General features: G+C 62.0%; 16 protein-coding genes. 14 read left to right on the top strand and 2 right to left on the bottom strand.

The window, feature by feature from the left end:
• A partial coding sequence (locus tag VJR29_04265; GenBank protein ID HKY62613.1) for an NAD(P)H-dependent oxidoreductase occupies window positions 1-873 on the top strand: 873 nt, incomplete at its 5' end.
• Here VJR29_04265 and VJR29_04260 read toward each other — a convergent pair.
• Both VJR29_04260 and VJR29_04255 read right to left on the bottom strand, forming a co-directional pair.
• Window positions 870-1,943, bottom strand: coding sequence for an ATP-dependent 6-phosphofructokinase (locus VJR29_04260; protein ID HKY62612.1), 1,074 nt, complete (start codon window positions 1,941-1,943; stop codon window positions 870-872). The genes VJR29_04265 and VJR29_04260 overlap by 4 nt on opposite strands.
• On the bottom strand, window positions 1,940-2,587 hold the full coding sequence (locus VJR29_04255; GenBank protein ID HKY62611.1) for a winged helix-turn-helix transcriptional regulator: 648 nt from the start codon (window positions 2,585-2,587) through the stop codon (window positions 1,940-1,942). The genes VJR29_04260 and VJR29_04255 overlap by 4 nt, the downstream gene beginning before the upstream one ends.
• 87 nt (window positions 2,588-2,674) lie before the next feature.
• Here VJR29_04255 and VJR29_04250 point away from each other — a divergent pair, with 87 nt between their 5' ends.
• The 13 genes from VJR29_04250 to VJR29_04190 all read left to right on the top strand — a co-directional run bounded on the left by VJR29_04250 (window position 2,675) and on the right by VJR29_04190 (window position 15,631).
• Window positions 2,675-3,199, top strand: coding sequence for a hypothetical protein (locus VJR29_04250; GenBank protein HKY62610.1), 525 nt, complete (start codon window positions 2,675-2,677; stop codon window positions 3,197-3,199).
• A gap of 21 nt (window positions 3,200-3,220) precedes the next feature.
• On the top strand, window positions 3,221-4,858 hold the full coding sequence (locus VJR29_04245) for an NAD+ synthase (GenBank protein HKY62609.1): 1,638 nt from the start codon (window positions 3,221-3,223) through the stop codon (window positions 4,856-4,858).
• Entirely contained in the window at window positions 4,855-5,523 is a 669-nt protein-coding gene (gene rsmI, locus VJR29_04240; GenBank protein ID HKY62608.1) for a 16S rRNA (cytidine(1402)-2'-O)-methyltransferase, read from the top strand. The genes VJR29_04245 and rsmI overlap by 4 nt, the downstream gene beginning before the upstream one ends.
• Before the next feature lie 259 nt (window positions 5,524-5,782).
• Window positions 5,783-6,370 (top strand): ribosome maturation factor RimP, encoded by a 588-nt coding sequence (gene rimP, locus VJR29_04235; protein HKY62607.1) that lies wholly within the window; start codon window positions 5,783-5,785, stop codon window positions 6,368-6,370.
• Between the two features lie 2 nt (window positions 6,371-6,372).
• A complete protein-coding gene (nusA, locus tag VJR29_04230) occupies window positions 6,373-7,863 on the top strand; it encodes a transcription termination factor NusA (protein HKY62606.1) in 1,491 nt (496 codons plus the stop codon).
• A 78-nt stretch (window positions 7,864-7,941) separates the two neighbouring features.
• Window positions 7,942-10,407, top strand: a complete 2,466-nt coding sequence (gene infB, locus VJR29_04225) for a translation initiation factor IF-2 (protein HKY62605.1) — start codon at window positions 7,942-7,944, stop codon at window positions 10,405-10,407.
• Window positions 10,408-10,412: 5 nt separating this feature from the next.
• A complete protein-coding gene (locus VJR29_04220) occupies window positions 10,413-10,703 on the top strand; it encodes a DUF503 domain-containing protein (protein ID HKY62604.1) in 291 nt (96 codons plus the stop codon).
• Window positions 10,704-10,708: 5 nt separating this feature from the next.
• Window positions 10,709-11,044 (top strand): 30S ribosome-binding factor RbfA, encoded by a 336-nt coding sequence (gene rbfA / locus VJR29_04215; protein HKY62603.1) that lies wholly within the window; start codon window positions 10,709-10,711, stop codon window positions 11,042-11,044.
• Window positions 11,045-11,130: 86 nt separating this feature from the next.
• Entirely contained in the window at window positions 11,131-12,033 is a 903-nt protein-coding gene (truB, locus tag VJR29_04210; GenBank protein HKY62602.1) for a tRNA pseudouridine(55) synthase TruB, read from the top strand.
• Between the two features lie 147 nt (window positions 12,034-12,180).
• Complete coding sequence (gene rpsO / locus VJR29_04205; protein HKY62601.1) at window positions 12,181-12,447, top strand: 30S ribosomal protein S15; 267 nt, start codon at window positions 12,181-12,183, stop codon at window positions 12,445-12,447.
• Window positions 12,448-12,682: 235 nt separating this feature from the next.
• A complete protein-coding gene (gene pnp, locus VJR29_04200; protein ID HKY62600.1) occupies window positions 12,683-14,827 on the top strand; it encodes a polyribonucleotide nucleotidyltransferase in 2,145 nt (714 codons plus the stop codon).
• On the top strand, window positions 14,802-15,251 hold the full coding sequence (dut, locus tag VJR29_04195; protein HKY62599.1) for a dUTP diphosphatase: 450 nt from the start codon (window positions 14,802-14,804) through the stop codon (window positions 15,249-15,251). Before pnp ends, dut begins: the two co-directional genes overlap by 26 nt.
• Window positions 15,248-15,631, top strand: coding sequence for a cytidine deaminase (locus VJR29_04190; GenBank protein HKY62598.1), 384 nt, complete (start codon window positions 15,248-15,250; stop codon window positions 15,629-15,631). The genes dut and VJR29_04190 overlap by 4 nt, the downstream gene beginning before the upstream one ends.
• The last annotated feature ends 7 nt before the right edge of the window (window positions 15,632-15,638 follow it).

Genomic DNA, 15,638 nt, shown 5'->3' with positions numbered 1-15,638 from the left:
CACCGCTTCAACGAAAATTTCGAGATCGGCGTTCCGGTCTATGAAGTGAAGGTCGAAGGCGGCCGGCTCCTGCTGAATCCCGATCCGGTCAAAAAGGGCAAGCCCCTGCCCGAGTCCCACAGCGGATTGAACCGGCCGATCCGACGGGAAGAGGGGCCGATCCGAGTCGCCGGAATCTCGACGACGATGATGACTTTGTCCCATCCCCGTTATTCCACTTCCGAGGATTTGCTCCAGACCGCCCTCGACCACGCCCGCGACGAGCTCGGCGCCGAAACCAAGCTCCTGCGCGTCCGCGAAATGAAGGTCCGGCCCTGCGAAGGCTATTACTCCAAGGCCGCCGAGGCTTGCATCTGGCCTTGCACGATCACCCGCGGCGACCGCGACGACGAGATGCGCGAAATCTACGAAGCGATGATCCACTGGGCCGACGTCTTTCTGGTGGCCACGCCGATCCGCTGGGGCGCGGCCAGCGGGCTCTACTACAAGATGGTGGAGCGGATGAACTGCATCCAAAATCAAATCACCATCAACAACCGGGTCCTCATCCAAAACAAGGTCGCCTCTTTCATCATCACCGGCGGCCAGGACAACGTCCAAATGGTGGCCGGCCAGATGCTCGGCTTCTTCGCCGAGCTGGGCTTTCTCTTCCCACCTTTTCCTTTTATTGGGCATTCGCTGGGCTGGGAGGCCGAGAAGATGGAGCGGAACATGGAATTCGTCAAAGGCAGCGCCTCGCTCCATAACGGCGCCAAGGCTTTGGTCCAGCGGGCGATCGAGTTTTCGAAGGCCTTGTTGGATAGCCCGATTTGCACCGCTCACATCGAAAGGGCCGGCCGCAAGGCCTCGGAGAATGCCGGCTCCGAAACTTAACCGAAGAACACCTCGCCGACTCGGTAAATCTCCTCGTCGACTCCCTTCAGCTTTTTCACCACCTGGGCAAAGGGCAGAGAAGCGATCTTCTTGCCTTGCAGCGCCACCATCCGCCCGGTCTTGCCGTGAAGGGCCAGCTCGACCGCGGCCACGCCGAGCCGGCTGGCCAAGACCCGGTCGTAGGCGGTGGGGCTGCCGCCGCGCTGGATGTAGCCCAGCACGGTCGAGCGGATTTCCATGTCGAGGTGGCGGCGCAATTCCCGCTCGAGGAGATGGGAAATGCCGCCGAGCTTGAGGTTGCCGTACTCGTCGTGATGCATCGGAGTGTGGAGCATCTCGGCCTTGGCCCGGCCGATGTCGGCCAGGATCCGGGCGTCCTCGCTGACCACGATGATGCTGAAGCGCTTGCCGATCCGCTCGCGCTTGCGGATGATGCCGATCAAGCGGCTCAAGGGAAAGATCTTCTCGGGAATCAGGATCGCGTCGGCGCCGCCGGCGATCCCGGCGTAAGTCGCGATCCAACCGGCGTGGCGGCCCATCACCTCGACGATCATCACCCGGTTGTGGGATTCGGCATTGGTGTGGAGGCGGTCGATGGCCTCGGTGGCGATGCTGACTGCGGTGTCGAAGCCGAAGGTGTAGTCGGTTCCCCAAACGTCGTTGTCGATGGTCTTGGGGACTCCGATGCAGGGAATGCCCTTGAGGTCGAGCTCGTGGGAGAGCCGCATCGTCCCTTCGCCGCCGATGTTGATGAGGACGTCGATGTGCCGGCGCTTGAGGTGGTGGCGCATCCTCTTCACCGAATCGGGAGCCTTGAGCGGATTGAAGCGGGAAGTGCCGAGGATGGTGCCGCCGCGGGCGACGATGCCCGAAACCTCGATCGGCTTGAGCCGGCTCATGCGGCCTTCATAGAGACCGCGAAAGCCCTCCCGGACGCCGTAAACCGGCACACCTTCGAGCTCGGCTCGCTTGGCCACCGCCCGGATCGCGGCGTTGAGGCCCGGACAGTCGCCGCCGCCGGTGATGACACCGAGCGCCCGGATCTTCTTTTTTCTCTGCACTTTCTTCATCGTTGCGTCGGCTGAGGTTTGTGCAGGCAAAAGCGGCAGACCGAGCCTCCTCGGGCGATGCAGCTTTCCAGCGTCACGTCCATCTTAGACGCCCGAGCGATGAATTGCACATCAAACTTGCAAAGCTCGGGATGCTGCTGGGCCACCGAATGGTAGACGCAATTGGTGGCCTCGAGCACCGCGCCCTTGCGCAAATCGCTTTGCTTGAGCGCCGCCCGGTAGCCGAGCTCGTTCATGACGGCGGTGACTTCGGCGAGCAGCTCGGGCGTGCCGCGCAGCCGGCTGAAGCGCGGCTCCATCGAATCGCAAACTTTATTGGCCAAGTCGCGCATGATCTTGGCGACTTTCTCGGCGCCCAGATCCTCGGCCAGCAGCTCCAGCAGGGCGTTGGAGAGCCAGGAGTATTGGCGCGGGAAGACTTCGATGCCGGCCGCTGACAGCAAGTAGCGCCGGCGCGGCCGGCCGACCGAGCCCTTGGCGTCGGAGTGTTGGAGATAACCCTGGCTTTCGACCTTGAGGAGGTGCTCCTTGGTGCCGGTCTTGCTCAGGCCGAGATGCTCGGCCAGCTCTTCCAAGGTCGCCCCTTCGGGATGGTCGAGCAGGTAGTCCAGGATACGATGCTGATTCTCATGCAATCCCGGCATATTGGCCTCCGCTAGAGTTTAAACAGTTTAAACAGTATTTACCATTTTTAATAGGGGGTTCAAGATCGAATCGAATTTGGAGGACCTATGGATACGACGTTGCCCACCAAAGCTTATGTTGGCGACCAGACCAAGCTCGAAGGCCGGCCCATCTTGGGCGGCATCGTCACCGGCCAAATCGCCGGTCTCATCATGGCCGTCGTCGTCATGCTCGTTTTCGCCGTATTTTTTGGCAAAAGCCCCATTTACCCCGTCCAGGTGATCGGCTCAGCGGTTTTCGGCGACCAGGCGCTGCAAGGGTTCCATGCCGGCGCCTTGGTCGCCGGACTGCTGCTCCATCAGCTCGGACCCTCCTTGCTGTGGGGCCTGGTCTACGGGTTTTTGGCATCGTTGCTGAAGATCCGCAGCGCCGGCTCGGCGCTTCTCCTGGGCTTGGGCTTGGGCGTTTTTTCCATGATCGGACCTTATTTGCTCATTCCGATCTTGATGAACGCCCTTCACGGCCAAGATTTCTGGAACCGGGAAGTGCCGATGTTCTGGGATTGGGCGGCTCACTTGGTGTTCGGAGCCTCCTTCGTGCTCTTCCCGAAAGTGCTGGAGAAGCTTCGCTAGACCAAGGTATGTTCCGGGCGGATGAAAGTCGCGCTCGCCCAGATCAACACCACCGTCGGCGATTTTGAAGGAAACTTGAAAAAGGTCCTGGAGGGGATGCGCCGGGCCAAAGCCAAGGGCGCGGACCTCGCGGTGTTTCCCGAGCTCACGCTCTGCGGCTACCCGCCCAAGGATTTGCTCGACCGGCCCGATTTCATCGAGGCCAATTTCCGGGCGCTGCGCGACGCGACCCGGCAAGTGAACGAGGTCGCCGCCATTCTCGGCTTCGTCGACCACCGCGACTCGCCTCGCGGCAAGAGCTTGGCCAACGCCGCCGCCCTCATCTCCCGACGCCGAATTTTGGGCGTGAAGCATAAGACCCTGCTGCCGACTTACGACGTCTTCGACGAGGGCCGGTATTTCCAGCCCGGGGCCGAATCGCCGGTCTTCTCCTATCATGACCTCCAAATCGGAATCAGCATCTGCGAGGATATTTGGAACGACCGGGCCTATTGGGTCCGCGACCTTTATACCGTCGATCCGGTGATGGAGCAGGCTCAAGCTGGCGCCGAGCTACTGATCAACATCTCGGCTTCGCCTTATTCGCGGGGCAAGGAGACGACGCGCCGCCAGTTGCTGCAGCGCCAAACGTTGCGTTATCGGGTGCCGCTGGTCTACGTGAACCTGGTGGGCGGCAACGACGACCTGGTCTTCGACGGCCAATCGCTGGTGCTGAACGAAGAGGGCAAGCTGGTCCGCCAGCTCAAGGCCTTCCGCGAAGACCTCGAGGTGGTCGATTTGAACCGGCTCAAGCCCATCGCGGTTCCGCGCCAAGTCGAGGAAGAGCTGGTTTTGGAAGCCTTGATCGTGGGCTTGCAGGATTATCTTCGCAAGTGCGGCTTCCGCAAAGTTGTCGTCGGGCTCTCCGGCGGGATCGACAGCGCTTTGACCGCCTGGATCGCGGCCCGAGCCCTGGGCCCCAAGAATGTCCTCGGCGTCAGCCTGCCTTCGCCTTTCTCCAGTCCCGGCAGCATCCGCGATGCCGCGGCCCTGGTCAAGGCGCTCAAGATCGAGCACCGGACTTATCCCATCGGCGATCTTTATGGCCAATATCGCGAGACGCTCCGCTATGACGGAAGCAAGCGAGTCGACACCGCCCTGCAAAACATCCAGGCCCGGATTCGCGGGAACATCCTGATGGCGATCAGCAACCGCGAGGGCCATCTCTTGCTCAGCACCGGCAACAAGTCGGAGCTTTCGGTCGGCTATTGCACGCTCTACGGCGACATGGCCGGCGGCTTCGCGCTGCTCTCCGACGTGCCCAAGACCTTGGTCTATCGCCTGGCCCGGCTGGCGAATAAAATTCAGCCGGCGATTCCGCGCAGCAGCCTGACCAAGCCTCCCTCGGCCGAGCTGGCGCCCAACCAGAAGGATCAGGACGATCTGCCGCCCTATGAGACCCTCGACGGCATCCTCGAGCGCTACATCGAGCGGCGGATGTTGCCCGAGGAGATCGTGGCCGATGGCTTCGACAAGAAAACGGTGGAAGAGGTGCTGCGCCGGCTCGACGCCAATGAGTACAAACGGCAGCAGGCGGCTCCCGGCATCCGGGTCACCGGCAAGGCCTTCGGTTACGGCTGGCGGATGCCGATTTCCAATCACTACCGAGTGAAGCTATGAGCGGGAAGCTTTCCTTGGTCGCCACGCCGATCGGCAATTTGGGCGACATCACGGTGCGGGCCTTGGAGACGCTCAAGGCCGCCGACTTGATCGCCTGCGAAGACACCCGGCACAGCGCCAAATTGCTCCAGCATTACGAAATACGGAAGCCGCTGCTCAGCCTCCACGAGCACAACGAGCGTTCGCGAGTGGCGGCCATTCTGGCCAAGCTGGAGGGGGGCGCCCACATCGCCTTGGTGAGCGATGCCGGGACGCCGCTCGTCTCCGATCCCGGCTTTCGCCTGGCCCGGGCAGTGATCGAGGCCGGCCACGAGCTCGAGTCCTTGCCGGGCCCCTGCGCCGCAATCAACGCGCTTTTGCTGAGCGGCTTGCCCACCGACAGCTTTTACTTCGTGGGTTTCCTGCCGCCGAAGAGCGCGGCCCGGCGCCGCCGCTTCCAAGAGCTGGCCGAATTTCCTTCGACCCTCATCTTCTATGAGTCGCCCCACCGGATCCAAAAATTCCTCGACGAGGCTTTCGAGATCCTGGGGCCCCGGCCCATCGCGGTGGCCCGCGAGATGACTAAGAAATTCGAGGAGATTTACCGGGGTCCCTTGAAAAAAGCCGGTGAAATGCCGCTTCGCTCCTGGAAGGGCGAGTTCGTGGTGCTGATTGCCCCAACTTAACCGGATGTCATCCTGAACGAAGTGAAGGATCTGCGACCACCCAAGGTAGATGATCTGCCTGAGGCAGTCGCAGATTCTTCGTCCCCCGGTCTCACTCGAACCTCGCGGCGCTCGACCGGGGCCCCGCTCCTCAGAATGACAAGTAATTCCAAGCACTTAAATAGCGCTTGCCTTCATTTGCACAGAGTGCTAAGGCGAGGGTCGCTTTGCGGGATAAGGGCTGGATTTTTGTCGGATCCCGCAGCCCCGGCTTTACGAGATGGTTCATCAAGTGGGCTTGGAAGGTTTCTTCCCCCGCTTTTTTTTTGTCTTCATGGATCGCGAACTTGCCAGCGTTTTACAGTTAGCCGAGCCCGTGGCTCAGTCGATGGGTTATGAAATCTTGAAGGGCGAGCTCACGTCGGAGCGCGGCGATCGGGTGCTTCGGATTTATCTCGATCGGCCGGGTGGCGGGGGCTTCGGCATCGACGATTGCCAGGCCTTCAGCGAGGCGCTGGGCACGATTCTGGATGTTGAGGCCGAAGTTTCAGGGCGCTATCATCTGGAGATCTCTTCCCCGGGTTTGGACCGGCCTTTGGCCAAGCCCGAGCACTTCGCGGCCCAGATCGGCAAGATCATCCAGGTCACGACCGAAGAGCCCTTGGAAGGCCGGCGCCATTTCAAGGGGAGCTTGCTCAAGGTCGAAGCCGAGGGCGAGCCGGCCATTGAAATCGAGATCGACGGGGAGACCCATCGCCTGCCCGTCGCGGCCGTCAAGAAGGCCAATTTGGATTACTTCGCCAGCGAGGCGAAAGCCGCGGGACCGAAGCCGGGCCCGCGCCAGCACAAGAAGAAGAAAGGCCATTAAGTATGCCACCGCGCAAGAGGAAGACCGCCAAGGAAAACGTCAAGTCGATGTTCATCAACCTGAACGCGGTCTTGGACCAAGTGAAGAGGGACAAGGGGATTCCGAAGGAGATTTTGGTCGATGCAATCGAGACCGCGATGGTCTCGGCCGCCCGCAAGAAGTACGGTCACGATGCCGAGCTCGAGGCCCAGTACAATGAGGAGCTGGGCGAGGTCGAGCTCTTCCAATTCCGCAACGTCGTCGAGACCATCGAGACGCCGGCCACCCAGATCACCTTGCCCGAAGCCCAGAAGCTCGACCCCGAGGCCCAACTCGGCGACGAGCTCGGCGAAAAGCTCGATTCCTATCAGTTCGGCCGCATCGCCGCCCAGACCGCCAAGCAGGTCATCATTCAGAAGATCCGGGAAGCCGAGAGCGACATCATTTACAACGAATACAAGGACCGGGTCGGCGAGCTGATCACCGGCATCGTCCGCCGCTTCGAGAAGGGCACCATGATCGTCGACTTGGGCCGGACCGAGGCCATCATCCCCGGCTCCGAGCAGGTCCCCTCCGAGACTTACAAGACCGGCGAACGGATTCAGGCTTACTTCCTCGAGCTGCGCAAGGGCGCCAAGGGGCCCCAGCTCATCCTCTCGCGCCGCAGCCCGGCGCTGATCCGCTCGCTCTTCGCGATGGAGGTGCCCGAGATCAACGAGGCCATCGTCGAGATCAAGAACGTCGCCCGCGAAGTCGGCAGCCGGGCCAAGGTCGCGGTTTACTCCAAGGACAGCGACGTCGACCCGGTCGGCGCTTGCGTCGGCATGAAGGGCAGCCGGGTCCAGTCGGTGGTCCAAGAGCTCCGCGGCGAAAAGATCGACATCGTCACCTGGGACGAGGATCCGGCCCGCTTCGTCTGCAACGCGATCGCCCCGGCCGAGGTCGCCAAGGTCATCATCCACGAGAAAGACCACTCGATGGAGATCATCGTGCCCGACGACCAGCTTTCGCTGGCGATCGGCCGCCGCGGCCAGAATGTCCGGCTGGCGGCCCAGCTGACCGGCTGGAACATCGACATTTACAGCGAGACCAAGCATGAAGAGATGACCAAGCGGGCCAAGATGGCGCTGGTCGCCGACTTGGAGATTGAAGAGAGCCTGTCCAGCATCTTCTACAGCCATGCTTTCCGGACGACGCGGGAGATCGCCGAGACTCCGCTCGAGGAATTTTTGACCTTGCCGGGCATCAACCCCGACCGCTTGACCGAGATCCACAATCGGGCGGTCGAAGTGATGAAGATGCCGGTGGAGCAGCGCCCCAGCGAGATTTTCCTCCGTGAAGAGGCCCGCAAGGCCGAGGAAGCCAAGCAGCGCGCCGAAGCCGAAGCCAAGGCCCAAGCCGAGGCCCGCGCGGCCGCCGAAGCCAAGGCCGCCGAGGAAGCCCGGGCCGCGGCCGAGGCCAGCGCCTCCGAAGAGGCCCCGGCCGAGTCGAATTCGTCGGAAGCAAGTAGTTAGCCGTTGAAAAAAAACACCGGGAATAAAACCATTTTTTCAACAGCCTGCTTAGTATCCCGATGAAGGGGAACGATATTTATGGAAAACAAACAAGGCGTCGTCGAAAAACGCATCAAACCCGGCATCATCCGTCGTCGCGCCAAGGCCGAGACGGAGGCCCCGGCAGCCGCCGAGCCAGCCCCACCCGCGGAAGCGGCTCCTCCCCAGGAAGCCGCCGTCGCCGAGCCGGTGATGGAGGCGCCCGCGCCCGAACCCCAGGTTCCGGAAGCTCCGGCTCTGGCCGAAGAAGCGGCTCCGCCGCCGATCGAAGCCAAGGCTCCGATCGAAAAGGCCGCTCCGACCAAGCCGGCCGAGTCCGTCAAAGCCGCGCCCGCGCCTTCGGTCAAGCCCAAGGCTGAGGAGCCCAAGGTCGTCGGTCCTCGAGCCCTGCCCGAAGGTCCGCCGGTTGGAACGATCATTCAGCTTCCCCACATGAAGCGGAAGGCCGATGGAACCACCGCGCCTTCGACGGCCCGGCCCGGCGTTCGCGAAGAGGGGGCGGCGCCCGAGCTCAGCGAGGAAGAGGAGAAGCGCCTCAAGGCCAAGAAGGGCGGCAAGAAGGCCAAGGTCGAGAACGAGGACTTGGACATCGAGGGCATTGGCAAGGTCAACACCCTTTCCCAGATCGCCCGGATTTCGACTCACAACATCGCCGACCGGGTCTTCCAGCCCGGCCGCAGCTCCAAGCGCCGCAGGGTCAAGTCGCGAGTCGTCGGCAAGAAGCCCGAAACGACCTTGCCCAAGGCGATCAAGCGCATCGTCAAGATGGGCGACACCATCACGGTTTCCGATTTGGCCCAACAGCTCGGCGTCAAGAGCGGCGAGCTGATCAAGAAGCTGATGGCCGCCGGGACGATGGCGGCGATGAACCAAGCCATCGACTACGACACCGCCGTCCTATTGGCCGCCGATTATCAATGGGAGGTCAAGAAGACTTCCTTTGAAGAAGAGGCGGTCCTCAAGACCGATGAAGACGCGCCCGAAAGCCTGATCACCCGGGCGCCGGTCGTCACCGTCATGGGTCACGTCGACCACGGCAAGACCTCCTTGCTCGACGCCATCCGCCAAGCCGACGTCGCGGCCGGCGAGTTCGGCGGCATCACCCAGCACATCGGGGCCTACCGTGTCGGCTTGGGCGAGGGCCGGGAGCTGACCTTCCTCGACACTCCGGGTCACGAAGCTTTCACCGCGATGCGGGCCCGCGGCGCCTCGGTCACCGACATCGTCGTCCTGGTGGTCGCGGCCGACGACGGCGTGATGCCTCAGACCATCGAGGCGATCAATCATGCCAAGGCCGCCGAAGTCCCGATCATCGTCGCGGTCAACAAAATCGACAAGCCCGGCGCCAATCCCGACGTGGTCAAGCGCCAGCTTTCGGAGCATGGCCTGCTCGCCGAGGATTGGGGCGGCGACGTCCTCTTCGTGCCGGTTTCGGCCAAGACCAAGCAGGGCGTGCCCGAGCTGCTCGAAAGCATTTTTCTCCAGACCGAGATGCTGGAGCTCAAGGCCAATCCCAACAAGCTGGCCAAGGGCGTCATCATCGAGGCCCGGCTCGAAAAGGGCCGAGGACCGGTGGTCACCGCCCTCGTTCAGGAAGGAACGCTGCGTGCCGGCGATGCCATCGTCGCGGGCAGCCAATTCGGCCGGGTCCGAGCTATGACCAACGATCGGGGCGAGCAGGTCCGCGAGGCCGGTCCCGGCGTGCCGGTCGAGGTTCTGGGCCTCGACGGCGTTCCCCAGGCCAGCGAGCTCCTGCAAGCCTTGGAAGACGAAAAGGCCGCCAAGCAGGTTGCCGAGCATCGTCAGATGAAGGCTCGCGACCAGCGCATCGGCGGCGGCAGCAAGATGAGCCTCGAGGATCTCTTCAGCAAGCTCAAGGCCGGCGAGGCCAAGGAGCTGGCGCTCATCCTCAAGGCCGACGTCCAAGGCTCCAGCGAAGCGGTCAAGGCCTCGCTCGAGAAGCTCTCCAACGAGAAGGTCCGAGTCAACGTGATCCACGTCGGCGTCGGCGGCATCACCGAATCCGACGTCATGCTGGCCAGCGCCTCCGACGCGGTCATCATCGGTTTCAACGTCCGTCCCGACACCAAGGCCCGCGAGGTCTCCGAGCAGGAAGGCGTCGAGATCAAGGTCTACCAGGTCATCTACGACGCGGTCGAAGACGTGAAGAAGGCCATGGAAGGCTTGCTCGAGCCGACCATCAAGGAGAAGTATCTGGGCCGGGCCGAGATCCGGGAGGTCTTCAACATCAGTAAGGTCGGCAACATCGCCGGCTGCTATGTCGTCGACGGCAAGATCCAGCGCAACTCCAATGTTCGGCTGCTGCGCGACAGCGTGATCGTCCACGAGGGCAAGCTCTCCTCGCTGAAGCGCTTCAAGGACGACGCCCGGGAAGTCGAAAAGGGCTACGAGTGCGGACTCGGCTTCGAGAGCTTCAACGATATGAAGGTCGGCGACATCGTCGAATGCTATTTGCTGGAGACGGTTAAGACCAAGCTTGGATAATCGAAATGGTCGTGGGCGTCTGCTCCTTTGAGCTATTCATGCCTTACAACCAGTCTCTGAAAGAGAAGCGCCACTCCTTGGGGAAGCTGAAGGACCGCGTCCTATCCCAGCTCAAGGTGGTGGTTAACGAGACCGGCAATCAGGATCTGTGGCAACGGGCCAGCATGGGCTTCGCGGTGGTCGGCGGCGACGAGGCAACCCTCGACTCGCTGATCACCCGGACGATGAACGCGATCCAAGCGATGCACTTGGGCGAAATCACCCGCGAGGAGCGGGACATGATCCATTACGAGTGAGAGAGATGAAAACCGGAAGAGACAAGCGCATCGCCGAAGAGATTCGCCGCGAAGTGAGCCAAATTCTTCATTTTGAATTGAGCGATCCACGGGTCAACGGCGCCACCGTCACCGGCGTCAAGGTCAGCCCCGATTTGCGGCTGGCCCGGGTGTACTACGCGATGCCCGGCGCCGAGGATCGCAAGGCCGCGGCCGCCAAGGGCCTGGAAAAATCGGCAAGCTATGTCCGTCACCTGTTGACCGAGCGGCTCGATATGAAGTTTTCGCCTCAGATCGAGTTCTTTTACGATGAGTCCTTCGAGATCCAGGACAAGATCAACGACATCTTCGGCAAGGAGTAGGGGCACCCCTTGCGGGTGCCCAAGGCAAAGCGATCGCGATCGCAGCAGATAGAGCGACCGCAAGGGTCGCCCCTACAGGAGTCGCCATGGACGGCCTTCTCATCCTCGACAAGCCGGGCGGAATGACTTCGCAACAGGCGCTCAACCGGGTGCGCCGGGCTTTGAAGGTCTCTAAGCTCGGCCATACCGGCACCTTGGATCCTTTGGCTACCGGCGTCCTGCCCATCGCCTTGGGTGAGGCCACCAAGATCATCCCTTATTTGGAAGAGGGGACCAAGAGCTACCGGGTCATCGGCCGCCTTGGCGAGACGACCGACAGCTACGATGCCGATGGTGCGGTCCTGCGCCGCGCCGATCCTTCCTGGGTCGAAGCTTCTCGGCTCGAAGCCGCGGTTCATGGCTTCCTCGGCTCGCAGGAACAGATGCCCCCCCTTTACTCGGCGATCAAGTTTCGGGGACGTCCGCTCTATGACTATGCCCGGAGCGGGGAGGGCGTTGAGCGGAAGTCGCGCCGGGTTCACTTCGAAAGTCTGGAGCTGGAATCATTCAGTCGGCCGGACTTCACCCTTCAGGTGAACTGCTCCAAGGGAACCTATATCCGCTCACTGGTCCATGACATTGGCGAAAGGCTGGGCTGTGGCGCCCACGTGATCGCCTTGCGGCGCCTCGCCAGCGGTCCCTTCACCTTGGACCGAGCCCGAACCTTGGACCGAGTGTTGGAAGACCCCTCGGGGACCCTGGCCGAGCTGTGGAGCATCGAGGAGCTCTTGGCCTCTTGGCCCAAGGTCGAGCTGATCGACGAGGAGGAACGGCGCCGGGTTCAAGCTGGGGTTTCGCTGCGAAGGGTGAATCAAATTATTGAAATTAAAGGACTTTATGATAGGCAGCTCGCCCTGGTTCGGGACCGGAGAATTCAGGCTCTCATCGTCGCGGCCCCCGGCCGGGATTTCGAGTACCTTCGAGTCCTGCAGCGCCAAGAAAGCGTTTGAGGAAGCTGCTTTACAGCGTTTCCGGGCTATGTTACGAGCCCCCACCTTTTGAATTTAATTTTTCGAAGGGAACTGGCCAATCGGCCCTCGACCGCTGCATAATGGCGGCTAGGGTTTTTGGCCCAATTTAACAATAGAGATGGATGTATGACCAACGGAGAAAACAAGAGCGATATCATTCGGAAGTTCCAGCGCCAAGACAGCGACACCGGTTCGCCCGAGGTTCAAGTCGCTTTGCTCACTCGCCGAATCGATTCGCTCACCGAGCATTTCAAGGCCCACGTGAAGGATCATTCCTCCCGCCGGGGCCTGCTCAAGCTGGTCGGCCAACGCCGCCGCTTGCTCGAGTACCTGAAGCGCAACGATCAAAGCAAGTACTCGAAGCTCATTGGAGATTTAGGTTTACGTAAGTAGTTCTGTCGTATTTCGGGAAAGGCTCCCCGATCCCAAAGGTCGGGGGGATTTGTTTTCTAGACTGATAATTTATGCCGAAGGCCTTGATCCAAGGCCTTGTGTCTAAATTATCAGTTGGTTCTTCTCCCCCTACCGTTGCCGTTTCGCCGGCGCCTCCCCCGAAGCATCAAGACGTCTCAAGAGCCTTTTTCAAGGGCGCTTGCTTCGTCGCTTTTAAGTAAGGAGAAGCGCTATAATGAGCACATTTCACCGAGTCGAATGTCAAATCGGGGGTCGCACCCTCACATTGGAAACCGGCCGCATGGCCAAGCAAGCCCATGGAGCGGTTCTGGTCTCCTGCGGCGACACCGTGGTCCTGGTCACGGCCTGCGCCAGCGCCGACCCCCGCGAGGGAGTCGACTTCCTGCCCCTGACCGTCGATTACGTCGAGAAGACTTTCGCCGCCGGCAAGATCCCCGGCGGCTTCTTCAAGCGCGAGGGCAAGCTCTCGGAGCGCGAGACCCTGACCAGCCGCTTCATCGACCGGCCGATTCGGCCGCTCTTTCCCGAAGGCTGGGCTTGCGACACCCAGGTCATCGCCACCGTTCTTTCGGCCGACGCCGATTGCGACCCCGACACCCTGGCGATCATCGGCGCCTCGACCGCCCTGACCATCTCGGAAATACCCTTCCAGGGCCCGATCGGCGGCTGCCGCATCGTTCGCAGCGGCGGTCAGATCGTCATCAACCCGACCCTGGCTCAGCTCGACGAGAGCGACATGGAGATCGTCTTGGCCGCCAGCCAAGATGCCATCGTGATGGTCGAGGGCGGCGCCCGCGAGGTGAGCGAGGCCGAGGTGCTGGCCGCCTTGAAAGCCGGCCATGAAGCGCTTCAGCCGGTCATCGAGGCCCAGAAAAAGCTCCAGGCTCTGGTCAACGTTCCCAAGCGGGTCGTCGAGCCGCCGGTGAAGGACGCCGAGCTCGAGGCCAAGGTCCGGGAGCTGGCCTACGGCAAGCTGACCCAGGCCTTCTCGGTCAAAGAAAAGCTGGCCCGTCGTGACGCGATCAAGGAAGTCAAGACCGCGCTCAAGGAGGCTTTGATCAAGGAAGACAGCCCCGAGGAGCTGGAAGACAAGGTCTCGGCCGCTTTTGAAGCCCTGGAGGCCGAAATCCTTCGCCAAGCCATTGCCACCAAAAAGCAACGCATCGACGGCCGGGGCTTGGCCGATATTCGCCCGATCTCGGTCGAGGTCGGGCTGCTGCCCCGGACCCATGGCTCGGCGCTTTTCACCCGCGGCGAAACCCAGGCTCTGGTCACCACCACCTTGGGAACCTCCGACGACGTTCAGATCATCGACAACCTGCTCGAACGCGGGACCAAGCACTTCATGCTGCATTATAACTTTCCGCCCTTTTCGGTCGGCGAGACCAAGCCCTTGCGCGGCCCCGGCCGCCGCGAGGTCGGCCACGGCGCCTTGGCCGAACGGGCCGTGACCAAGGTCCTGCCCTCGGAAGAGGCTTTCCCCTACACCTTGCGCATCGTCTCCGAGATCCTCGAGTCCAACGGCTCCTCGTCGATGGCCTCGGTCTGCGGCGCCTCGCTCTCGATGATGGACGCCGGCGTGCCGATCAGCGCGCCGGTCGCCGGCATCGCGATGGGCCTCATCAAGGAAGGCGACCAGTACCTGGTGCTCTCCGACATCCTCGGCGACGAGGACCACCTGGGCGACATGGATTTCAAGGTCGCCGGCACCGAGCGCGGCATCACCGCCATTCAAATGGACATCAAGATCGAGGGTCTGCCGACCCACGTCATGGAGCAAGCGCTCGAGCAGGCCCGCCAAGGCCGGGTCCACATCCTGGGCGAGATGGCCAAGGGCCTCTCTCTCCCTCGGGAGAACCTCTCGGCTTACGCGCCGCGCATCGTCCAGATCCAAATCAACAAGGACAAGATCCGCGACATCATCGGGCCGGGCGGCAAGGTCATCCGCGGCATCGTCGAGCAGACCGGCGTCAAGATCGACGTCGAGGACGACGGCTCCGTCAAGCTGTTCAGCAGCGACGAGGCCTCGCTCAAGAAGGCCCGCCGCATGATCGAGGCGATCGTCGAGGAGCCGATCGAGGGCCACGTCTATCGCGGCAAGGTTCGCAAGATCGTCGAATTCGGCGCCTTCGTCGAGATCATCCCCGGCACCGACGGCCTGCTGCACATCTCCCAGCTCGCCGACAAGCGGGTCGGGAAGGTCACCGATGTCATTCAGGAAGGCGACGAGATCATCGTCAAGTGTCTCCGGGTGGAACGAGACGGCAAGATCGGCTTGAGCCTTAGGGAAGCCAAGGGACTGAGGCCGACCGCCGAGGGCGGAGGACGACTCGATGAACCGGTTGAAAATCCGTCTTAAGCGGGTCGGACAGGCCCCGGGCTTCGCGGTCCCTGCTTATATGAGCGCCGGCGCCGCCGGGATGGACCTTTGCGCCGCCCTGGAGAAACCCCGAGTTCTGCAGCCGATGGAACGGGCGCTGATCCCCTGCGGCTTCTCGATGGAGCTGCCGGAGGGTCACGAGGCCCAGATCCGGCCTCGCTCGGGCCTGGCGATCCGCCACGGCATTACCTGCCTCAATTCTCCCGGCACCATCGACCACGACTACCGCGGCGAGGTTCAGGTCGTTTTGATCAACCTCGGCCAAGAACCCTTCGAGATCAAGGCCGGCGAGCGGATCGCCCAGATGGTGATCCACGAAGTCGAGCGGGCCGAAATTGAAATCGTCTCCGAGCTGAGCTCCAGCGAGCGGGGCCTGGGCGGATTCGGGAGCACCGGACGATGAGCGGATGCGAAGAGCTGAAAATTCGGGCAACCGAGGCCATGGCCAAAGCCTATGCGCCATATTCCTCCTATCATGTCGGAGCGGCCCTGCTGACCCGCAGCGGAAAGATCTACAGCGGCTGCAATGTCGAGAACGCCAGCTTCGGCGCCTCGATCTGCGCCGAGCGGGTGGCGATCTTCAAGGCGGTCAGCGAAGGCGAGGCTGAATTCGCGGCGATGGCGATCACCGCCCAGGAAGATCCCGACGTGGTCCCTTGCGGAATTTGCCGCCAAGTCCTCTGGGAGTTGGCGGGCGACATCGATCTTTTGCTCGGCTCGGGCGACAGCGCCAAAGTCGTCAAGCTGAGCTCACTCTATCCGGAACCATTCAAGAAGGCCTGAGGAGAAA

The sequence above is a fragment of the bacterium genome (assembly GCA_035281585.1).
Classification (GTDB): Bacteria; UBA10199; UBA10199; order DSSB01; family DSSB01; genus DATEDP01.
Note: the sequence above shows the minus strand (reverse complement) of the source record. Positions and strands in the feature narration are given on the sequence as shown.